General features: G+C 71.4%; 15 protein-coding genes and 1 tRNA gene. 5 read left to right on the forward strand and 11 right to left on the reverse strand.

The window, feature by feature from the left end; translation table 11 throughout:
- Position 1: 1 nt before the first annotated feature.
- From ACSGDB_RS12030 to ACSGDB_RS12055, 6 genes are all read right to left on the reverse strand, one after another.
- Positions 2 to 175 carry a DUF1059 domain-containing protein gene (locus tag ACSGDB_RS12030; protein WP_199277058.1) on the reverse strand — a complete coding sequence of 58 codons (174 nt, stop codon included), beginning with the start codon at positions 173 to 175 and terminating at the stop codon, positions 2 to 4.
- A 91-nt stretch (positions 176 to 266) separates the two neighbouring features.
- Complete coding sequence (locus ACSGDB_RS12035) at positions 267 to 650, reverse strand: hypothetical protein (RefSeq protein ID WP_434994993.1); 384 nt, start codon at positions 648 to 650, stop codon at positions 267 to 269.
- 19 nt (positions 651 to 669) lie between these two features.
- On the reverse strand, positions 670 to 2,232 hold the full coding sequence (locus ACSGDB_RS12040) for a DUF2079 domain-containing protein (RefSeq protein WP_434994994.1): 1,563 nt from the start codon (positions 2,230 to 2,232) through the stop codon (positions 670 to 672).
- Positions 2,229 to 2,594, reverse strand: a complete 366-nt coding sequence (locus ACSGDB_RS12045) for a sterol carrier family protein (protein ID WP_434994995.1) — start codon at positions 2,592 to 2,594, stop codon at positions 2,229 to 2,231. Before ACSGDB_RS12045 ends, ACSGDB_RS12040 begins: the two co-directional genes overlap by 4 nt.
- 9 nt (positions 2,595 to 2,603) lie before the next feature.
- Complete coding sequence (locus ACSGDB_RS12050) at positions 2,604 to 3,608, reverse strand: asparaginase (protein ID WP_434994997.1); 1,005 nt, start codon at positions 3,606 to 3,608, stop codon at positions 2,604 to 2,606.
- 45 nt (positions 3,609 to 3,653) lie between these two features.
- The gene (locus tag ACSGDB_RS12055; protein WP_434994999.1) at positions 3,654 to 5,315 is read right to left on the reverse strand and encodes a molybdopterin-dependent oxidoreductase; all 1,662 of its coding nucleotides are present in this window, start codon (positions 5,313 to 5,315) and stop codon (positions 3,654 to 3,656) included.
- Positions 5,316 to 5,420: 105 nt separating this feature from the next.
- On the opposite strand from ACSGDB_RS12055, the gene purD reads away from it, so the two are divergent.
- From purD to ACSGDB_RS12080, 5 genes are all read left to right on the forward strand, one after another.
- A complete protein-coding gene (gene purD / locus ACSGDB_RS12060) occupies positions 5,421 to 6,713 on the forward strand; it encodes a phosphoribosylamine--glycine ligase (protein WP_434995000.1) in 1,293 nt (430 codons plus the stop codon).
- The gene (locus tag ACSGDB_RS12065) at positions 6,710 to 7,609 is read left to right on the forward strand and encodes a phosphoribosylaminoimidazolesuccinocarboxamide synthase (RefSeq protein WP_434995001.1); all 900 of its coding nucleotides are present in this window, start codon (positions 6,710 to 6,712) and stop codon (positions 7,607 to 7,609) included. The genes purD and ACSGDB_RS12065 overlap by 4 nt, the downstream gene beginning before the upstream one ends.
- A 388-nt stretch (positions 7,610 to 7,997) precedes the next feature.
- The gene (locus tag ACSGDB_RS12070) at positions 7,998 to 8,987 is read left to right on the forward strand and encodes a hypothetical protein (protein WP_434995002.1); all 990 of its coding nucleotides are present in this window, start codon (positions 7,998 to 8,000) and stop codon (positions 8,985 to 8,987) included.
- A gap of 198 nt (positions 8,988 to 9,185) precedes the next feature.
- Positions 9,186 to 10,562, forward strand: a complete 1,377-nt coding sequence (locus ACSGDB_RS12075; protein ID WP_434995004.1) for an anaerobic sulfatase maturase — start codon at positions 9,186 to 9,188, stop codon at positions 10,560 to 10,562.
- A gap of 155 nt (positions 10,563 to 10,717) precedes the next feature.
- Positions 10,718 to 13,627 carry an arylsulfatase gene (locus tag ACSGDB_RS12080; RefSeq protein WP_434995005.1) on the forward strand — a complete coding sequence of 970 codons (2,910 nt, stop codon included), beginning with the start codon at positions 10,718 to 10,720 and terminating at the stop codon, positions 13,625 to 13,627.
- A gap of 68 nt (positions 13,628 to 13,695) precedes the next feature.
- On the opposite strand, the gene ACSGDB_RS12085 is transcribed toward ACSGDB_RS12080, so the two are convergent.
- The 5 genes from ACSGDB_RS12085 to ACSGDB_RS12105 all read right to left on the reverse strand — a co-directional run bounded on the left by ACSGDB_RS12085 (position 13,696) and on the right by ACSGDB_RS12105 (position 20,867).
- Positions 13,696 to 13,772 (reverse strand) — tRNA-Pro (locus tag ACSGDB_RS12085).
- A 93-nt stretch (positions 13,773 to 13,865) separates the two neighbouring features.
- Entirely contained in the window at positions 13,866 to 15,728 is a 1,863-nt protein-coding gene (locus ACSGDB_RS12090; RefSeq protein WP_434995006.1) for an ABC transporter ATP-binding protein, read from the reverse strand.
- Positions 15,725 to 17,548, reverse strand: a complete 1,824-nt coding sequence (locus tag ACSGDB_RS12095) for an ABC transporter ATP-binding protein (protein WP_434995008.1) — start codon at positions 17,546 to 17,548, stop codon at positions 15,725 to 15,727. The genes ACSGDB_RS12090 and ACSGDB_RS12095 overlap by 4 nt, the downstream gene beginning before the upstream one ends.
- Before the next feature lie 111 nt (positions 17,549 to 17,659).
- On the reverse strand, positions 17,660 to 18,607 hold the full coding sequence (locus ACSGDB_RS12100; RefSeq protein ID WP_434995010.1) for a metallophosphoesterase: 948 nt from the start codon (positions 18,605 to 18,607) through the stop codon (positions 17,660 to 17,662).
- Between the two features lies 1 nt (position 18,608).
- Positions 18,609 to 20,867 carry a transglycosylase domain-containing protein gene (locus ACSGDB_RS12105; protein WP_434995011.1) on the reverse strand — a complete coding sequence of 753 codons (2,259 nt, stop codon included), beginning with the start codon at positions 20,865 to 20,867 and terminating at the stop codon, positions 18,609 to 18,611.
- Between the last annotated feature and the right edge of the window lie 9 nt (positions 20,868 to 20,876).

Raw genomic sequence — 20,876 nt, forward strand, 5'->3', positions numbered from 1 at the left:
ATCAGACGGCGACGATGCTGCCGCGGACCGCGCCGACGAGCTCGGGCGTGATCTCCGTCAGGCCGTGCGCCGACGCCGCGTGCGCGCCGACCTGGGCGAGCACCTCGTCCTCGGTGCTGCAGACCCAGCGGGCCTCGCAGCCCGGTACAACATCTCCACATGCGAATGCCTTCATGGCACAGTCCTCTTCTCCGGCTCGATGGCCCCCATCGGTCCCTACTGTCGTCACCCGGGGCCGCGCTGTAAGCAGTGTCCGGCGGAGGACCTCAGGCGGAGTCGTCCGTGCGCTCCGCCCGCGCGCGCTCGGCACGCCTGACGCTGCGGCGGTCGATGACGAGCACCAGCAGCGCGGCGAGCAGGACGCCGGGCAGGGCGAAGGCCACGGTGAAGAACCCGAGGACCGATTCGCGCGTGAGGGTCGGGTCCACCGGCCCGGTGTAGGCGAGCACCAGGGCCACGAGGAACCCGAGGACGGCGCCGAGCATCATGAAGGGCACGAACTTCGGCGCCCGGCGGACGGTCACCTCGCGGACGGGCGGCGTGGCGGGTGCGGCCTCCGCGGGACGTGCGCCCTCGGCGGGCACCGGATCCTCGCGCCGCGGATCCGGCTGGTCGGGGGAGGGAGGCGGCGCGGGCTGCTCGGGGGTCATGCTTTAAGGCTACCGGGCGTCAGCGTTCCAGCCGGACGAGCTGGTAGCCCGCCTCGTCGAACACCACGGTGTAGTCGGTTCCCGGGAACCGCTGCTCGGCGTGGGCCTCGGCGTCGGCCGGGCGGGTCGCGCCCCAGCTCCAGTCCTCGGCGTCGACGACGAGGTAGTCGGGCGGGGGATTGGTGTTGCCGAGCCAGTACACGCGGGTCTCCGGCACCAGGTAGGCCATGAGGACCACGCCGCTCTCCACCGTGGAGCCCTCGGGGACGAGGTCCATCATGCGGTGGGCGGCACCCCAGCGGTCGGACTGCCGGTACGTGGCCGGGTCGGCGAGGACGGCGAACGCCCGGCCCGGCAGCAGGACGAGGCAGGCGGCGACGGCGGTAGGGACTCCCAGCAGCGCGGCGGACCGCACCCAGCGGCGGCGGCTCGTCCGGAGGGAGTGCACGCCGTCCACCAGGCCGAGGAAGAGCACGGGCATGAGGACCGCACTGTAATGCCACTCGGGCCCCCAGTACACCTCCTGGCCGGACGCGAACCGCCACAGCAGCGTGGGCAGGAGGACGAGGCCGAGCGGCGACCGGAGGAACAGGACGCCGCCGGCGAGCAGGAGCAGCAGGAGCGTCTCGTGCTTCGCGGTGCCGGTGAGGAGGCCGACGACGGCGCCCGCGGGGTCCGCGATCATCGCGCCGGCGTCGATCCGGTCCGCGTAGTCGTACTGCCCGGCGGTGTTGAGCGCCGGCAGGATCACGCGCACCGAGAGGACCAGCCACAGCGCACCCCAGGCCGCGAGCCACAGGCCGGCCACGCTCCGGAGCCGCCAGGCGAGGACCAGCCCGAGGGCCACGACGGTGACCCCGAGGTCCTCCTTCACGAAGACGAGCAGCCCGCCCCACAGGACGGCGGGCAGCACACGCCGCGCCAGCACCGCCTCCAGGCTCAGGGCCAGCAGCGGCACGGCGAACGCGATCTCGTGGAACTGCGCCGCGACGGCCGACTGCAGGCCCCAGGACAGCGCGTAGGCGATGCCGACGGCGAGCCCGGCGGCGGACCCGAGGATGCGCATGCCGGTGCGGGCGACGACCGCCACGGACAGCCCGAAGAGCAGGTTCTGCACGATCAGGAGGGTCAGGCCCGACGGCGCGAGCGCGTAGGCGGGTCCCAGCAGCACGAGCAGCGGGTGGAAGTGGTCGCCCAGGAGGTTGAAGTCCTCGCCCTTGATGGGGACGATCGGGGCGCCGGGGCCGGCGTAGGCCTTCGCGAGCTGCGTGAAGATCCCGAGGTCCCAGGACGGCGCGTCCAGCCGGTTCCACTGCGTGACCGAGAAGACGGTGTAGAGGAGGGCGGCCGCGACACCGGTGAGCCACGCGGCGGGCGGCTGCCGGAGCACCGCCGCGGCCCTACGGTTCCGCAGGGAGGAGGGCGTGGAGGAGCGGTCCCGCGCCGTCCGGTCGGGGCTGTCCGCCCCTCGCCGGCGGGAGGCCGGCGTCGGACCCCCGGGTGCGGCGGCGGGCGCCCGCTCCGGTGCCGACGCGGCCGCGGAGCCCGACCGCGTCAGGTCCGCGCCCGCATCACCGGTCACCGGCGGCGCCCGACGAGGGGCAGCCAGGCGCTGAGGTCTGCGCGCTGGCCGGAGGCCGCCACCTTGCCGGCGGCGACGGCGTCCGGCCAGGCGGTGGCCCCGGTGGCCAGCGCGAGCCACGTGGCGGCGTCGGTCTCCACCACGTTCGGCGGCGTGCCACGGGTGTGGCGTGGCCCCTCCACGCACTGGGTGACGCCGAACGGGGGGACCCGCACCTCGACGCTGTTCCCGGGGGCGAGCTCCGCGAGCTCCTCGAGGGTGAACCGCACCGCCATGGCGAGGTCGGGCCGGCCGGCCGAGCCGTCGGCCACCCGTGCCAGGGCGCGGTGGCCGTCCTCGCCGGCGATGCGTCGTCGTGCCATGCGCCGCCCCTAGTCGAGGAGGGCCAGGACGGGGGCCGCGAGACGCAGGCTGCCCACGGAGCGGCCGCCGCCCAGGACCGGGGAGACGACCTTCTCGAGGGTGGCCCCGACCCTGTCGGCATCGATCGCGCCGGACGCCGCGAGGAGCGTGAGGCCCACGAGGGTCGCGGCGCGGGCGTTGCCGTCGAGGACCTTCAGGGCCAGGCAGGCGCCGGTCGGGGCGGCGAGGACGAGGACGCCCTCGGCCCCGCTCTTGGTGAGCACGCCGAGGTCCTCCATGACCACGGAGTTCTCCATGCCGTGGCCGTGGACGGCCCAGGGGTAGTCCAGCATCGCGGTCGCGATCGTCGCCGCGCGGGCGTCGGCGTGCTTGTCGGAGGGGGCCTTCGCGATCTTCCCGATCCCGCGGGCGAGGCCGGTCAGCGACACGGCGGCGACGGGCGCGCCACAGCCGTCCACGCCCCAGGCGGCCACGGACTCCTCCGTGTACTCCTCGATGACGGAGGCCACGGAGCGCTGCAGCGGGTGCGTGGGCTCGAGGTAGGTGTCGGTGTCCCAGCCGTTCTCCGTGCACGCCCACAGGAACGCCGCGTGCTTGCCGGAGCAGTTGAACGCGATGCGCTGCTTGCCCGTGCCGCTGCGGACGAGCTCGTTGCGGGCGTCCTCGTCCTGCGGCCAGTCCTCCGGGCACTGCAGGTGGTCCTCGGTGACGCCGGCGGCGTCGAGCATGGTCCGCACCACGTCCATGTGCTCCCTGCTGGCCACGTGGCTGGCCGCCGCGAGGGCGACCTGCGGGCCGCGCAGCGGGACCCCGGCCTTCATGCTGGCCAGGGCCTGGAACGGCTTGAGCGTGGAGCGCGGGAAGATCGGGCTCGTGACGTCCCCGAGTTCGGTCACCATGGAGCCGTCGGCGGCGAGGACGACGGCGGCCCCCACGTGGCGGGACTCGATGAAACCGTTGCGTTCCAGGACGGCGAAGTCCACGGCGTCGGCCGTAGTGAAGGTGGAGGGCATGATGCCAGTATCCCCCATCCGCTGCGAGGTCCGAGGGGACGGACGCTACGCCACGGTGAACTGCACGGACTGCCATCCGGACGCGCCGTCCGGGACGGTGTCCGCGCGTTCCTCGGTCTGGAGGCCGTCCACGGCGTCCGTGGCCCGCGCCCTGACCGTGTGCAGTCCGGGCTCGAGCGCGACCTCGTGCGACCACTGGCGCCAGGTGTCCACCGAGGCCTCGGTGGCGAGTGTCACCGGTTCCCACGCGCCGCCGTCGACCGAGACCTCCACTGCCGTGATGCCCCGCTGCTGGGACCAGGCGACGCCGCCGAGCATCACGGTCCCGCCGTCCACCCGTGCGAAGGACTGCGGGACCTCCACGCGCGCCATCGTCTTGATGGGGCCCTTCTCCGCCCAGCCGCGGTCCGTCCAGTACGCCGTCCGGTCGGCGAAGCGCGTGACCTCGAGGTCCACCACCCACTTGGTCGCCGAGACGTACCCGTACAGCCCGGGCACCACCATGCGGACCGGGAAGCCGTGCTCCGCTGGCAGCGGCTCGTCGTTCATGGCGACGGCAAGGAGGGCGTCGCGGTCGTCCTGCAGCACGGGCAGGGGCGTGGAGGCGCTGAAGCCGTCCGAGCTCGTGGACAGGACCATGTCCGCGCCGTCGAGGGGGCGAGCCCGCGCGAGGACCTCGCGCAGCGGATAGCCGAGCCACTTCGCGGTCCCGGCGAGGTAGCCGCCCACCGGGTTGGAGACGCAGGTGAGGGTGATGTGGCGTTCGACGAGGTCGGCGTCCAGGAGGTCCTGGAAGGAGAGCTCGAACTCCTCCTCCACCATGCCGTGCACCCTGAGCACCCAGTCGTCGGTCGTGAGCTGCGGGACCCTGAGCGCCGTGTCGATCCGGTAGAAGTCGTCGTTCGGGGTGACGAAGGGCGTCACGCCCGCCACGGGCGACTGCACCCCGGCGGGCAGCGCCGGTGCGGGACTGGCCGGAGCGGGCAGCCGGAGGCCCTCGCGGAGCGCGGCGACGTCGTTGCGTGCCTGCGCCAGCAGCCGGCCCCCGCCGGCAGCGGCAGCGGCGACGACGGCGGTGACCCCCGCGGCGGCGAAGAACCTGCGGCGCGACGTCGTGCCCGCCGGTGCACCGGGGGTCCGCAGCGCCGTCGCGCCGGATCCGGCGGCGTCGGTCCCGGCGACCTCCCGGATGCCCGCACCCGTCCGGGCGCCGGCATCGTCCGTCCCTGCGCTCCCGGCCGCGGGGCCCACCGCGGTGCGCCGCAGGCGGCCGATCAGCCCGCGCAGCGCCAGCAGTCCCGCGGCCGTGCCGACGACCGTCGGGAGGCCGTCGGGCAGGGAGGCGCCGGCCCGGGTGAGGACGCAGGCCAGGATGACGGCGCCCATGAACAGCACCCCGGCGACGCCGAGCGCCCACCGTCGGAACGCCACGATGCCGAGGACGGCCGCCAGCAGCGCGATGGTGATGCCCATGCCGACGAGCAGCGCCGTCTTGTCGTTGGTCCCGAACGTCGCGATCGCGAAGTCCTTCAGCCAGGGCGGGGTGAAGTCGATGAAGGTGGAGCCCATGGCGATGACGGGGGTGGCGCTCGCCCGGAAGAAGGCGCCGACGAGTTCGGCGACGCCGAGCACCACGCCGGCGGCGACGATGCCGGCGAGCGCCGCGAGCGGGGTGGCGCCGCGGCCGGGCGAGGGAAGGTTGCTCATGCGACGTATTCGGAGAGGCGCGGGGGCCGTATGGGTCGCACCGTGTGCCGTAACAGGCGCGATTCCTGTGTCCGGTCGTGAGCCCCTCCAGTACGCTGGTGGACTGTGAAGGTTCTTGTACTGGGCCCCGGCGGCCGCGAACACGCCATCGTCCGGGCCCTGGTGGCCGACCCCTTCGTCCGGGAGGTGCATGCGGCGCCCGGCAATGCCGGCATCGCCCAGGACGTGCCCACCCACGACATCGACGCGGACGATCCCGCCGCCGTCGTCGGGCTGGCCCGCCGGCTGGGATCCAGTCTCGTGGTGATCGGACCCGAGGCCCCGCTCGCGGCCGGCGTGGCGGACGCCCTGCTCGACGCCGACATCCCCGTCTTCGGGCCGACGCGCGCCGCCGCGCAGCTCGAGGCCTCCAAGGCCTTCGCCAAGCAGGTCATGGCCGCCGCCGGCGTGCCGACCGCTATGGCCCGCGTCGCCGCCACGGACGAGGAGGCCGACGAGGCGCTCTGCACGTTCGGCGCCCCCTACGTGGTGAAGGACGACGGCCTCGCCGCCGGCAAGGGAGTAGTGGTCACGGACGACCTCGCCGAGGCCCGCGCCCACGCGTCCGCGTGCTTCGCGGCGGGGGGTACCGTGGTCATCGAGGAGTACCTGGACGGTCCCGAGGTCTCCCTGTTCGTGCTCTCCGACGGCCGCACCGTGGTCCCGCTGGCGCCCGCCCAGGACTTCAAACGCATCCATGACGGCGACGAGGGCCCCAACACGGGCGGCATGGGCGCATATTCGCCGCTCGAGTGGGTGCCGGCCGGGCTCGTGGAGGAGGTTCTCACCCGCGTGGCGCAGCCCGTGATCGACGAGATGGCGCACCGCGGCACGCCCTTCGCCGGTGTCCTCTACGTGGGCCTGGCGCTCACCGCGCGCGGCCTGCGCGTCATCGAGTTCAACGCACGCTTCGGGGACCCGGAGACGCAGGCCGTCCTCGCGCGCCTCACCACGCCGCTGGGCGGGGTGCTGCTGGCCGCCGCGAAGGGCACCCTCGACCAGATCGACCCGCTCAACTGGTCGCCCCAGACCGCCGTCGCCGTCGTCCTCGCCTCCGAGAACTATCCCGACACCCCCATCACCGGCCGGCGCGTGCGCGGACTGAAGCGGGCGGCACAGGTGGAGGGTGCGCATATCCTGCACGCCGGCACCGCCCTGCGGGACGGCAAGGTGGTGAGCTCCGGGGGCCGCGTGCTCGCCGTCGTCGGGCTCGGGGACTCGCTGGAGGACGCGCGGGCCACCGCCTACGAGAGCCTGGGCCGGATCGACCTCGCGGGCGGGCAGTCCCGCACGGACATCGCCCTGAAGGCCTCCCGGTCGGGGATCAGGGTCGTCGGCCCCGCCGCGGCCACGGCATGAGCACCTTCGCGCCGGCGCACCCGGACCTGCCGGGCTGGCGCCACGTCTACTCCGGCAAGGTCCGGGACCTGTACGAGCCGGAGGACGGACGGGACGACGTCGTGCTCGTGGTGGCCAGCGACCGCATCAGTGCCTACGACCACGTCCTGGCCACGGAGATCCCCGACAAGGGCCGCGTGCTCACGCAGCTGAGCCTCTGGTGGTTCGAGCGGCTCGCCGGGGTCCCGAACCACGTGCTCGCCTCCGACACCGCCGGGGGCGTGCCCGCCGCCGTCGAGGGCCGGGCGATGATCTGCCGCCGGCTCGTCATGTACCCCATCGAGTGCATCGCGCGCGGCTACCTGACCGGGAGCGGGCTGCTGGAGTACCGGCAGTCCCGGACCGTCTGCTCCCTGCCGCTGCCCGAGGGCCTCGTGGACGGGTCCCGGCTCGACCCGCCGCTCTTCACGCCGTCGGCCAAGGCGGAGGTGGGCGAACACGACGAGAACATCACCTACGACGCCGTCGTCATGACCGTGGGCGACGACACCGCGGCCCAGCTGCGCTCCCTCACCCTCGACATCTACACCGCGGCGGAGGCGATCGCCCGCGAGCGCGGCATCATCCTCGCCGACACGAAGGTGGAATTCGGCCTCGATCCGTCCACCGGCCGCATCACCCTGGGCGACGAGGTGCTCACGCCGGACTCCTCACGCTTCTGGGACGCCGCCCTGTACGCGCCCGGGCAGGCACAGCCCTCGTTCGACAAGCAGTTCGTCCGGGACTGGCTGACCTCCGACGCCGCCGGCTGGGACCGGCGGTCGGAACCCCCGGCCCTGCCCGCCGACGTCGTCGAGCGCACCCGCGCCCGCTACATCGAGGCGTACGAGCGCCTGACGGGCCGCACCTTCGCCTGACACCCGTCCCCTCCGGCCCTTCCTCTCCGGCCCGTCCTCTCCGGCCCGTCCTCTCCGGCCCGTCCTCTCCGGCCGTGCCGTCGTGCGCGGCTTTGTGCACGGCTTTCATCGTCCCACCGCCGAATGTGCGGCGTGTCGCGGCGGGACACGCGCTTCCGGGCAGCAAACCCGTGCACGACGGCGACGCGACCACGACGGCGCCACACCGGGTCCGGGGACGATACCCGTGTGCGGATCGTTGTCGTCTCGGTCCGGGCAGCGCCCGGCCGGTCGGAGCAGGCCTCACCCCAGCCTCCCCCGACCCTGCTTCATCCGTCCCAGCTTTGTCCGACCCAGCGCCGTGCGGATCGTCGAGGTCGCGACCGGCGTCGAATCTTCGAGGAGCACCGTGAACAGCACCCAGCACACCCCGCGCCGCTCGACAGCCACCCGACACGCGACCCGAGCAGCCGTCGCCCTCGCTGCGACAGCCTTCCTGCTGCCGGCGGCGGGCGCCGTGGCAGCACCGCCGACGTCGTCCCTTCCGGCGTCGGTGTCATCCCACCGGCAGCAGGACACCACCATCCCGCTGCCCGGTGCCTCCTCCGCCGAAGGCATCGCCAAGGGCAAGGGATCCACGTTCTATGCGGGAGACCTCGGACGCGGTGACATCTTCCGCGGCGACCTCCGGAGGGGGACCGCGGAACTGTTCATCGACGCACCCGACGGCAGGGCGGCCGTCGGCCTCAAGGCCGATGTGCGGAACGGCCTCCTGTTCGTCTCCGGGGGACCGACGGGCCAGGCGTACGTCTACGACACCGACACGGGGCAGGCGGTGGCGGACTTCCAACTCGCCACGGGCGATGCGTTCATCAACGACGTCACACTCACGAGGGACGGCGCCTACTTCACCGATTCGCGGAGTGCGGCGCTGTACTTCGTCCCCGTGGGCCATGACGGGGCACTCGGCGAACCCGAGACCATCGTCCTGTCCGGACCGGCAGCAGCGGTGACACCCGGCTTCAACCTCAACGGCATCACGTCGGTGGACCGCGGCAGGACGCTGATCGTGGCGCATTCGGCGAACCAGGCCATCTACACCGTCGACCCGGACACGGGCGTCAGCGCGGTCATCGCCACAGGTGCGCTCCCCAACGTGGACGGCATCCTCGCCAAGGGAGACACCGTGTACGCCGTCCAGAACAGGATCAACCAGGTCAGCCGGATCGATCTGTCGAGGGACCTGACGCGAGGCGAGGTCGAGGACATTATCACGAGCCCGCTGTTCGATGTGCCGACAACGGTGGCGCTGTTCGGCAACACGCTCGCGCTGGTCAATGCGAAATTCGGCGTCGTCGATCCCGGCGGGTACGAGGTGGTGACGGTCCCGGCGCGCTGACCGCCGGTCCGACACTCCTATCCGGGCTGCCGTTCGGGGGCGCCCGGGTAGGCGCCTCATCCGTCAGAGGTGATGCCGGGGAATGGGCCCCGCGGCACAGTGGGGACGCAGTGCGGCAGGACGCGGGACCGGTGGGGGAGGGCCCCGCCCGGACACGGGAGAGGGAGGGCTCATGGACCGGAGCACAGGTAGGCTCGCGTGGCGGTGACCACGGGGGCCCGTGACGGCTCGTCGAGGACTCCATCCCTGACCGCGCCGCGGGCCTTCCACGTCATGTCCAAGCCGACCGGGGCGATCTGCAACCTGGATTGCGAGTACTGCTTCTTCCTGTCCAAGGACGAGCTGTACCCGGGCAGCAGCTTCCGCATGCCGCCGGACGTCCACGAGGCGTACATCTCCCAGCTCCTCGCCGCCCACCGCGGCGCCGACGAGGTCGTCGTGGCCTTCCAGGGCGGGGAACCGACCCTCATGGGTCTCGACTTCTTCCGCCGGACCCTCGAGCTCGAGCGCCAGTACGCGGCACCCGGCCAGCGCATCCTCAACACGATCCAGACGAACGCCACCCTGCTCGACGACGCCTGGTGCGCGTTCTTCAGGCAGCACGACTTCCTCGTCGGGGTCTCCATCGACGGGCCGCGCGAGATGCACGACGCCTACCGGGTGGACAAGGGCGGCAAGCCCACCTTCGACCGCGTCGTCCGCGGGATCGACGCGCTCAAGCGGCACGGCGTCGACTGGAACGCCCTGACCACCGTGAACTCGGCCAACGGCCCGCACGGGCTGGAGGTCTACCGGTTCCTCCGCGACGAGCTCGGGGCCGCGTACGTCCAGCTCATCCCGATCGTGGAACGGGTGACCGCCGAACTGCTGCCGCTCGCGGAGTCCGGCTGGGGCCGCCGGGCCGGGGACCGCCCCCTGTACCGCCAGGAGGGCCACCTGGTCACCCACCGCACGGTCGGGGCGCAGGAGTACGGCCAGTTCCTCGTCGAGGTCTTCGAGGAGTGGGCCCGGCACGACGTCGGCGACGTCTTCGTCACCATGTTCGACACCGCCCTCGCGCACTGGCTGGGCATGGACCAGGTCGGCTCGTGTGTGCAGGCCCGGACCTGCGGGGACGCGGTCGCGCTCGAGCACAACGGTGACCTCTACTCCTGCGACCACTACGTCGAGCCCGGGTTCCTCCTCGGCAACATCGCCGAGGGGCGGACCATGCTCGAGCTGGTGAACCTGCCGCAGCAGCGTGCGTTCGGCCAGGCCAAGCTCGACACGCTGCCCGCCTACTGCCGCTCCTGCGACGTCCGGTTCGCCTGCAACGGGGGGTGCCCCAAGGACCGCTTCATCACCACGCCCGACGGCGAGCCCGGGCTGCACTACCTGTGCGAGGGCTACCAGCTCTTCTTCCGCCATGTCGACGAGCCCATGCGCGTCATGGCGGGACTGCTCCGGGACGGCAGGGACGCCACCGGACTCCGCGCCTGGTATGCCGCCCGGGATGCCCGGCGCACGGCCCACGAACCGTGCACCTGCGGCGCCGGACGACCCTGGGGCTCCTGCCATGGCGCGGCGATGCCCTGACGCCCCGGGGAGGGGGTCTCACCCCGTGCAGGCGATGCCCGGGTGTACCGCCGGCGGCGAGCATTGGCGGATCGGCTACGGGCCGGGCCACCCCCAGGAGCGCATGAGGGACGACCCCGCAGGGAACGTCCTCGCCGCAAGGATCGGAGAATCGCATGAGTGACACCCAGATGCTGATCGTCGCGGGCTACCCGGACGTCGATGTCGCCGAGAGGGAGTTCAGGGCCCTCACCACCCGGGTCGAGGCCGGGGAGCTGAGAAGCCAGGGCATGATCCTCGTCGGCAAGGACGCCGACGGCGAACCCCGGCTCATGGACACCGGGAACCACCTCGGCCGCCGCGGAGCCGGCTGGGGTGGCGGCGCGGGCGTGCTCGTCGGGATGTTCGCCCCGCCGATGCTCGGAGCGGTCACGGTGGGCGCGGCCGCGGGCGCCGTCGTGGGTCACTTCGCGGGCCACAAGCTGACCCGCGCCGTGCAGGAACAGGTCGGCGCCGCACTGAAGGCCGGCACGGCCGTCACCATCGGGGTGTTTCCCGCCGAGGATCGGCTGGCCGTCGAGCGCGCCCTTCCCGGCGCCCCGCTGAAGTCCGTCGTCGAGAGCGACGAGAAGGGCATCGACGAGCTCAAGGCCAGGCTGGCCGAGGCCATGGGCAAGTTCTCGCCCGACCGCTCGGTGCTCCCGCTGCCGGACAAGCCCTTCAGCGGGGTGGCCGGCCGCACCATCGACGAGTCCGTCGGGGACTGGACCATCGTGGCCGGCGCCAAGCCGCCGGAGGACGCGCCGAACGTGCTCATCGTCCTCATCGACGACGCCGGCTTCGGCGCGCCGGACACGTTCGGCGGCGGGATCCGCACCCCTAACCTCACCCGTGTCCAGCAGCAGGGCGTGACGTACAACCGGTTCCACGTCACGGCGGTCTGCTCGCCCACCCGCGCCGCCCTGCTCACCGGTCGAAACCATCACCGCGTGGGCATGGGAGGCATCGCCGAGTTCCCCGGCCCGTTCCCCGGGTACACCGGGGTCCGGCCGCAGGCCTGCACCGCACTCCCGCGCATCCTGCGGGAGAACGGCTACGTCACCGGCGGGTTCGGCAAGTGGCACATGACGCCCGGCCGCGACATGGGGGCGGCGGGGTCCTTCGACCACTGGCCCACGGGCTGGGGTTTCGACCACTGGTGGGGGTTCCTGACCGGGGCCGCCGGGCAGTACGACCCGATCATCACGCAGGACAATTCCACCCTGGGCGTCCCCGAGGGGGAGGACGGCGCGCTGTACTACTTCCCCGACGACATCACCGACAAGGCCGTCGAGTGGCTGCATGCCGTCCGCGCGCAGGACGCCGAGAAGCCGTGGTTCGTCTACTACTCGACCGGCGCCACGCATGCGCCGCACCACGTGGCCCAGGAGTGGGCGGACAAGTACAGGGGAGAGTTCGACGACGGCTGGGACGCCTACCGCGAACGGACCCTCGAGCGGCAGAAGAAGCTCGGCATCGTCCCCGCCGACACCGACCTCGCCCCGCGCCCCGACGCGTTCCCCGCGTGGGACTCCCTCCCGGAAGCCGATCGCCGGCTCTACGCACGCCAGATGGAGGTGTTCGCCGGCTTCTCGGAGAACGCCGACTGGAACGTCGGCCGCCTGCTGGACGAGGTCGAGGCGATGGGCGAACTCGACGACACGCTCGTCATCTACATCTGGGGCGACAACGGCGCGTCCATGGAAGGCACCCTCACCGGGTCGTTCAACGAGACCACCTTCTTCAACGGGGTCGTCCTCGATCCGGAGGAGCAGCTCGCGCTCATCGACAGGTACGGCGGCATCGGCGAGCTCGGCGGCTTCCACACCGCGCCGCACTTCGCCGCGGCATGGGCGCACGCGAACAACACCCCGTTCCGGTGGGGTAAGCAGATGGCCTCCCACCTGGGCGGCACCCGTGATCCGATGGTCATCTCCTGGCCGCGCAGGATCGCCGCCGACAGTACGCTGCGGACGCAGTTCACCCACTGCATCGACGTCGTGCCCACGGTGCTGGAGGTCGTAGGACTCCCGGAGCCCACCGTCGTGGACGGCGTCGACCAGGAGCCGATGGACGGCACCAGTTTCGCGTACACCTTCGACGCCCCGGCCGCGCCCGAGGAGCACCTCGTGCAGTACTTCGAGATGTACGGCAGCCGCGCCATCTACAAGGACGGCTGGTGGGCCTGCGCGAAACTCGACAAGCTGCCTTGGGACTTCTCTCCCGCAACGCTGGCGCGGTTCGGTTCCGGCGGGACGTGGGACCCCGCCGACGACGTCTGGGAGCTCTACTACCTGCCCGACGACTTCTCCCAGGCCCACGACCTCGCGGCCGACAACCCGGGCAGGGTCGCCGAGCTCGTCGACCTCTTCTGGGCCGAGGCGGAGCGGAACCACGTCCTCCCGCTGCTCGGCGGGTTCGCGGCGTTCTTCGGGATCCTCCCGCCCCTGCCGACCCAGACGCGGTTCACCTTCGCCGGTGATGTGCAGAACATCCAGACGACGATGATCCCCCGCATCTACGGCCGGTCCTACGCCATCGAGGCGCACGTCCACGTGCCGGAGGCCGGCGCCGAGGGCGTGCTCGTCGCCTTCGCCGACTTCATCGGAGGCTTCGCGCTCTGGGTCGACGAGAACGGCCTGCTCAACCACACCTACCAGTTCCTCGGGGTCGACACCTACCGGCAGACCTCCACCGAACCGATCCCCACGGGCGACGTCACGCTCACGATGCTGTTCGAGGCCGACGAGTCCACCCCCGGCACCGGTGGCCGCGTCACGCTGCTGGCGAACGACCGGACGATCGGCGAGGGAGTGCTGCCCCGCAGCATCTCCCTGATCTTCACCACCTACGCCGGCATGGACATCGGACGCGACAACGGGGGCGTCGTCGACCTCGACTACGAGGACCGCGCCCCCTACGCCTTCACGGGTGACGTGCGCCAGGTCGTCTTCGACCTCGCGCCGGCCCGGCCCGGCCACGACGCGGACATCGCCCTGCACGCGGCGACCGTCCAGGCCGCCGTCGCCCATGGGGCTTCTGGCTGACCCCGACTGGTCCTGATCGGGAACGCGAGAGGCCCGCCGGCTGCTGCCGGCGGGCCTCTTGCTTCTGGTGGTCGGGGTGACAGGATTTGAACCTGCGACCTCGTCGTCCCGAACGACGCGCGCTACCAAGCTGCGCCACACCCCGATGTCGCTCCCGGCGGGCGGACTCCCGAACAGCAACTGTCCAAGGATAGCGGAGGATCCGCGGCGAGGAAAACCGGCGGCACTCGGCCCGGCGTCAGACCAGCGAGTCCTTCCACGCCGCATGCAGCGTGGCGAAGCGTCCCGTGCCGCCGATCAGGTCGGCGGGGGTCCCGTCCTCCACGACCCGGCCGTCGTGGACCACGAGCACGCGGTCGGCGATGGCCACCGTGGAGAGCCGGTGCGCGATGATCAGCGCCGTCCGGTTCCCGAGGAGCTTCTGCAGTCCCTCCTGCACCAGACGCTCGCTCGGGATGTCCAGGGACGACGTCGCCTCGTCGAGAATCAGGACCGCCGGATCTGCGAGGAAGGCCCGCGCGAAGCTGATGAGCTGGCGCTGCCCCGCCGAGACACGGCCGCCGCGCTTGTTGACGTCCGTGTCGAAGCCTTCGGGCAGCTCCAGGATGAACTCCTCCGCGCCCACGGCGCGGGCGGCGGCGACGATCTCCTCGCGGCTCGCCTCGGGCTTGCCGAGGGCGATGTTGTCCGCCACGGAGCCGCTGAAGAGGAAGGCCTCCTGCGTCACCATGACGACGGCGCGTCGGAGGTCGGCCGGCGCGAGATCGCGGAGGTCGACGTCGTCGAGCGTGAGGCGGCCCTCGGACACGTCGTAGAACCGCGCGATGAGCTTGGCCAGCGTGGACTTGCCGGCACCCGTCTGGCCCACGAGGGCGACCGTCTGCCCGGCGTGGATGGTCAGGTCCAGGCGCGGTAGCACCACGGGCCCGGTGCCGTAGCGGAACTCGACGTCGCGGAACTCGACGGCGCCGCGGGGGTCGGGGAGGGAGACCGGGTGCTTCGGCGGGCGTACGGTCGGGACCTCCTCGAGCAGGCCGGAGACCTTCTCCAGCGCCGCGGCGGCGGACTGAAAGGAGTTGTAGAACATGGCCATCTGGTCCACGGGCTGGAAGAACCGCTTGCTGTAGAGCAGCAGCGCGAGCAGCGCCCCGACCTCGAGTGTTCCGTCGAGCACCCGGAAGCCGCCGACGACGAGGACGACGGCGACGGTCACGTTGCCGATCAGCACGAGCCCCGGCTGGAAGACGCCGTTGAGGTTGATCGAGCGGACCGTGACCCTGCGGTAGTCCTCCGCCAGTTCGTCGTAGCGATCGGCGTTGACCTTCTCGCGGCGGAACGCCTTGACGGCGCGGATGCCGGTCATCGTCTCGATGAAGTGGACGATGAGTCTCGCCGACACCACGCGGGACTCCCGGTAGGCGATCTGCGAGTGCTTCTGGTACCAGCGGGCGAGCAGGAACATGGGGATCGCCGCGGCCAGGATCAGCAGGCCGGTCGGCCAGTCGAGGGCGAAGATGGTGGCGGCGGTGAACAGCATGAAGACGGCGCCGGAGGCCAGCGAGCTGACACCCGAGTCCAGCAGCTCCCGGAGCGCCTCGAGGTCCGAGGTCTGCCGGGAGATGATGCGGCCGGAGGTGTACTTCTCGTGGAACTCGAGACTGAGGCGCTGCGTGTGCCGGAAGACCCGGACCCGCAGGTCCAGCAGCATGGCCTGGCTGAGCTGCGCCGTCGCCCGTACGTAGCCCGCCGTCAGGACCGCGGCGAGGACGGCCGCAAGGAGGTAGGTGCCGCCGGCGAACCACAGCAGGCGCGGATCCCCCGCCAGGAGGGCGGGCAGGGCGCGGTCGATGCCGAACGCGATGATCGCCGGTCCGGCCACCCGGGCCGCCTGCGAGATCACGACCAGCAGCACGGTCCAGAGGAACTGCCGGCGGTTGGGCCGGACCAGCGAGCCGAGGAGGCGGAAGGACCGCGACCGGACGGACTTGCTCTGTGCCCGGTCGAGGAGGACGTCGTCCTCGTTCAGGACACCGGCGGAGGTGGAGCCCTGCCCGTCCCTGTCCTTCGGCGCCCCGCCGGGCGCAGCCGTGGTGCGGTTCATGCCAGCGCCTCCTCGTCGTCGTGCACGGACCCGCCGATCAGCCCGGGCTGGGCGGTCTCCTCGTCGTCGAGGCTGGCGATGACGTACCGGTAGTGGTCGTTGCGGGCGAGCAGCTCCGAGTGGGTGCCGACGTCGGCGATCCGCCCGTCCTGCATCAGCGCCACCCGGTCCGCGAGGGCCACGGTGGACGGGCGGTGGGCGACGATGAGCGTCGTGGTGGTGCGGAGCATGGCGCGGAGCCCCACCTCGACGCGCTCCTCGGTGGCGACGTCGAGCGCGGACAGGGGGTCGTCGAGGACCAGGACGGTCGGCCGTGCGGCGATCGCACGGGCCAGGGCGAGGCGCTGGCGCTGGCCGCCGGACAGGCTGAGTCCCTCCTCGCCGATGAGGGTGTCGAGGCCCTCGGGCAGGTCGTAGGCGAACCGGGCCTGCGCGACCTCGAGCGCCTCGGCGAGGACGCGCTCCGCCTCCGCGCCCGTGGCGTCGCATCCCATGAGGACGTTGTCGCGGACGGAGTTCGAGAACAGCGTGGTGTCCTCGAAGGCCACGGCGACGAGGGTCCGCAGCTCGCCGAGTGCGAGGCCCCGGATGTCCACGCCGTCGATCGTGATGCTGCCGGCCGTGACGTCGTGCAGGCGGGGGACGAGCTGCAGGAGCGTGCTCTTGCCGCACCCCGTCACCCCGACCAGCGCCATGGTCTCCCCGGCGCGCAGGGCCAGGTCGACGCCGTCGATCACGTCCCCGGTGCCCTCCTGCGCGTCGGGGTAGCGGAAGTGGACGGCGTCGAACACGACGTCCCCGCGGGGCGCCGCGAGGTGGACGGGCGTGGCCGGGTCGGTGATGGTGTTCTCCGACTCCATGACCTCGTAGTGCCGGTCGATCGCCGTCTTCGCCGTGAAGGTCATGGCGAGCAGCGGGCCGATGAACTCCACGGGTCCGGCCACGGCGGCGGCGGTCGCGAAGAAGGCGACCAGCGCGCCGATGCTCACGTCGCCGCTCGCGGCCAGCATCACGCCGACGATCAGCGATGCGCCGAGGGCGAGCTCGGGCAGCAGGGTGACGACCATGGAGAAGGTCGCGAGGGACTTCGCCTTGTGGATCTCGGTCTGGCGGAGCTCCTCGGCCTGCTCCTCGAAGCCCTCGAGGGCCTCACGGCTGCGGCCGAACGCCTTCAGGACCCGGATGCCGTGGACGGACTCCTCGACCGTGGTGGCGAGGTCGCCGGCCTGGTCCTGGCTCTTGCGGGACACCCGGCTGTAGGAGGTGCGGAAGCGGTAGCCGTAGACCATCAGCGGCACGGCGGCCGCGAGGAAGATCAGGGCCAGGACCCAGCTCATGAAGAACATGATGACGACGCCGATCACCACGGTCAGCGAGGTGACCACCAGCATGATGAGGCCGAAGGCCATCCACCGCCGCATCAGGTTGAGGTCGCTCATCGCGCGGGAGAGGAGCTGGCCGCTGCCCCATCGGTCGTGGAACTCGACGGTGAGGTTCTGCAGGTGGCGGTAGAAGGACGTGCGCATGGCGGTCTCGACCGTCGTCGCCGGGGTGATGACGAACTGGCGCCGCAGCGCCACGAAGGTCGCCTCGAGGACACCGAGGAGCAGGACGACGCCGGACGCGATCCAGACGGTGCGTGCCGATCCGCCCTCTGCGAGGGTGTCGTTGATGAGGACGCGCAGCACCTGGGGGATCGCGAGGGCCATGAGGCTGGCGCCGAGCGCGCAGAGCAGCCCGAGGACCAGCCGGGGAACGATGGGTCTGACGTGCGGGTAGAGGCGGCCGAGCGACTCCCACAGGGTGTTCTGCTTCTTCATGCCAACTCTTCGGTGATCGACGGTTGTTGGTGTCCCTCAGCAACGATCCTAGGCCACGAGGTCTGTAATGCCGGCCACAGGGCCCGGCCCGAAGAAGCAGGCGGGTGCAGGCTAGGTGCGGCTCCGGGGCGTGAGCGTCAGCAGTACTGCTTCGGGGCGGCACGCGAACCGGATCGGTGCGAAGCGGGAGGTCCCGATGCCCGCCGAGACGTTGAGGGGGACGGAGCGGCCGTCCGACTCCCACTGGGTGAGCCCCCGGGCGCGCCAGGTCGGGAGGTCGCAGTTGCTGAGAAGGGCGCCATAGCCCGGGACGCAGACCTGGCCGCCGTGCGTGTGCCCGGCCAGGATGAGCTCCGCACCACCTGCCGTGAAGTAGTCGAGGACGCGCTGGTAGGGCGCGTGCGCGACGGCGACCCGGATGTGCGGCGCCTCGGCCGACGTGCTGCTCCCGGGCGGGTAGGGCGCGAACCGGTCCCGGTTCAGATGCGGATCGTCCACGCCGGTGAAGTCGATGCGCATGTTCCGGAAACCGATCGACTGGGACCGGTTCGTCAGGTCAACCCATCCGGCCGCGCCGAACGCGCTGAACATCTCCGCCCACGGCAGATCCTGGGGCGTCGACTCCTTGGGCGCGATCGACGGACCCGCGAAGTAGCGCAGCGGATTCTTGAACATCGGCGCGTAGTAGTCGTTGGAGCCCGGGACGAAGACGCCGGGCACCGACAGGAGCGGTCCGAGCGCGTCGAGGAGGGGGCCCAGGGCCTTCCGGTGGCTGAGGTTGTCGCCCGTGTTGACGACGAGGTCGGGTTTCAGGCTCGCCAGGCTGTGCAGCCAGTCGGCCTTCGACTTCTGCCCCGGCACCATGTGGATGTCCGAGAGGTGCAGGACCCGCAGGGGAGCAGCGCCGGGCGGGAGGATGGGGAGCGTCTCCTCCCTCAGCTGGTAGAGCGTGCGCTCGACGGCCGAAGCGTAGGCGAGGGTTGCGGCCGCGGCGGTCAGGGTGAGCCCTGCTGCCCAGCCGAGCGGTGCCCCGCTCCGGGATGTCCGAGTCGATGTCACGCTAGTCGTTTCCTCCGTCGTCGTTGTTGCCGCCGTTCGTTCCACCAGTCGTACCACCGGTGGAGCCGCCCGTGCCAGTTCCCCGGTTACCCGAGTCCTGGGCGGAGCCCCGCGAGCCGTTGATCATCCGGGCGGGCGGGTCCACGAAGGGCTCCCCGACGTACAGTCCCGGGATCTGCTGCATGAACCGCGCCCAGGAAGGGCCGGCGATGAGCGAGCCGTCGATCTCCGGGTAGACCTGCCCGCCGATCTGCAACCCGCTCAGCGAACTGTCGGGGCCCTCGCCCTGCCAGTTGCCGATCCAGCTCGCCGTGACCATCCCCGAGTTGTAGCCCATGAACCAGGTCTGCGACCGGGCGTCATTGGTGCCGGTCTTGCCCGCCATCGGGATGTCACCGTACTCGAGCAGCTGGCCCGATCCTTCGGTCATCACGCGCTCGGTGGCGTAGTTGACCCCGCGGGCCACGTCCTGGGAGATCTTCCGATCGCAGTCCACGGCGGGCACCGGGTAGCTGGTGCCGTCGACGGCGGTCACCTCGGTCAGCGCGCGGGGGTCGCAGACGACACCCTCGTTGGCGAAGCCGGAGAAGGCCTTGGCCATCGACATGGGAGCGGCCTCGCCGCCGCCACCGATCAGGGCGGAGGGCTGGAAGGCGAAGCGCTCCTCCTCGCCCTCCGAGCTCTTGGCCTGGTGGACACCCATGTCGTAGGCGATGTCACGGATGCGGCACAGGTCGAGCTGCTTCGCGCTGGCCATGGTGATGGTGTTCAGGGACTTCGCGAGGCCCTCCAGGACCGTCGTGGAGTAGTAGTTCGTGTCCCCATAGTTCTGCGGCGTGTAGCCGTCCTCCTCCTGGACCAGGAACTCGCCACCCCGTGCACAGCTGGCCTCCCACTCGTCGCCCTGGCGGTAGGTCTTCTTGCTGCCGTCGAGGTACTGGTTCAGCGACTTGCCGTCCTCGACCCACGCGGCGACCGTGAACGGCTTGTAGGTCGAGCCGGGCTGGAAGCCGCCGCCGCCGCCGAGGCTCTTGGTGGGATCGCCGCCGTCGAACTGGTCGACGTTGAAGTTCAGGACCGTGTTGCCCTCGCCTGCTTCAGGGTTGTACCGGGTGTTCTGCGCCATCGACAGGATGTTGCCCGTCTTGGGGTCGAGGCTCACCATCGTGTGCCCCACCTTGCCGTCGGTCGTGTCCGGGTTGGCGGTCTCCGTCACCGCGGTCTGGGCTGCGGCCTGCACGCGGGCGTCGAGCGTCGTCTTGATCGTGAGCCCGGAGCGGTAGAGCACCTTCTGGCGGTCCTCCTGGGTCTCGCCGTAGGCCGGGTCGTTCAGGATCAGGTGCGTCACGTAGTCGCAGAAGTACGGCGCCTGGGCCGCGCCCACACAGCCGCTCAGGGTCGGGGTGACCTTCAGGCCGAGGTCCGTCGCGATGGCCGCGTCGTGCTCCTCCTGCGTGATCTTGCCGCGCGTGAGCATGGCGTCGATGACGAGGTTGCGGCGCTGGAGCGCACCCTCGGGGTTCTCGATCGGGCTGTAGACGGTGGGGCCGTTGACGACACCCGCGAGCAGTGCGCTCTGCTGGATGTTGAGGTCCTTCGCATCCACGTCGAAGAAGTACTTCGAGGCCGCCTGGACCCCGTAGCTCGTGCCGCTGAACTGCACGATGTTGAGGTACCCCTCGAGGATCTCGTCCTTGGACAGCTCCTTCTCGACGGCGATGGCGAGCTTCATCTCGCGGAGCTTGTCACCCACCGACTTCCCGCCGCTCAGCGTGACCGTGCCGCCGTTCTGCCGGGCGGAGTCGTTCAGGACGTTGGTGACGAACTGCTGGGTGAGGGTCGAGGCACCGCGGGTCGTATCACTCGTGAGATTGCTGGCGATGGCACCGAAGATGCCCTCGAGGTCCACGCCGCCGTGCTGGTAGAAGCGGTAGTCCTCGATCGCGATGAGGGCGTCCTTCATGGACGGCGACACCTGGTCGAGCGTGACCGGCTGCCGGTTCTCCTCGTACAGCGTCGCGATGAGCGAGTTGTCGGCCGCGAGGATCTTCGTGGGCTGGGCCAGCGCCTCCCGCTCCAGCTCGGCCGGCAGCTCCTCGAAGAACTGGATCGAAGCGGATGCCCCTGTCCCGGCAGCCGCGGCCACCGGTACGAGGAGGCCTGCGGCGAGCACGCCGGCGAGCCCACTGATTCCGAGGAATGCAATGATCTTGCCGAGAGTGGTAGCCGTGTCGAAGAGGGGTGATTTGCGCGCAGCCATTATTCCAGT

Source organism: Arthrobacter sp. Ld5 (genome assembly GCF_051172775.1).
In the GTDB taxonomy this organism is placed as follows: Bacteria; Actinomycetota; Actinomycetes; order Actinomycetales; family Micrococcaceae; genus Arthrobacter_D.

What these genes read in the sequence shown, in the direction of transcription:
- ACSGDB_RS12030 (WP_199277058.1), bottom strand. Translation starts at nt 175, where the DNA reads ATGAAGGCATTCGCATGTGGAGATGTTGTACCGGGCTGCGAGGCCCGC.
- ACSGDB_RS12035 (WP_434994993.1), bottom strand. Translation starts at nt 650, where the DNA reads ATGACCCCCGAGCAGCCCGCGCCGCCTCCCTCCCCCGACCAGCCGGAT.
- ACSGDB_RS12045 (WP_434994995.1), bottom strand. Translation starts at nt 2,594, where the DNA reads ATGGCACGACGACGCATCGCCGGCGAGGACGGCCACCGCGCCCTGGCA.
- ACSGDB_RS12050 (WP_434994997.1), bottom strand. Translation starts at nt 3,608, where the DNA reads ATGCCCTCCACCTTCACTACGGCCGACGCCGTGGACTTCGCCGTCCTG.
- ACSGDB_RS12055 (WP_434994999.1), bottom strand. Translation starts at nt 5,315, where the DNA reads ATGAGCAACCTTCCCTCGCCCGGCCGCGGCGCCACCCCGCTCGCGGCG.
- ACSGDB_RS12065 (WP_434995001.1), top strand. Translation starts at nt 6,710, where the DNA reads ATGAGCACCTTCGCGCCGGCGCACCCGGACCTGCCGGGCTGGCGCCAC.
- ACSGDB_RS12080 (WP_434995005.1), top strand. Translation starts at nt 10,718, where the DNA reads ATGAGTGACACCCAGATGCTGATCGTCGCGGGCTACCCGGACGTCGAT.
- ACSGDB_RS12090 (WP_434995006.1), bottom strand. Translation starts at nt 15,728, where the DNA reads ATGAACCGCACCACGGCTGCGCCCGGCGGGGCGCCGAAGGACAGGGAC.
- ACSGDB_RS12095 (WP_434995008.1), bottom strand. Translation starts at nt 17,548, where the DNA reads ATGAAGAAGCAGAACACCCTGTGGGAGTCGCTCGGCCGCCTCTACCCG.
- ACSGDB_RS12105 (WP_434995011.1), bottom strand. Translation starts at nt 20,867, where the DNA reads ATGGCTGCGCGCAAATCACCCCTCTTCGACACGGCTACCACTCTCGGC.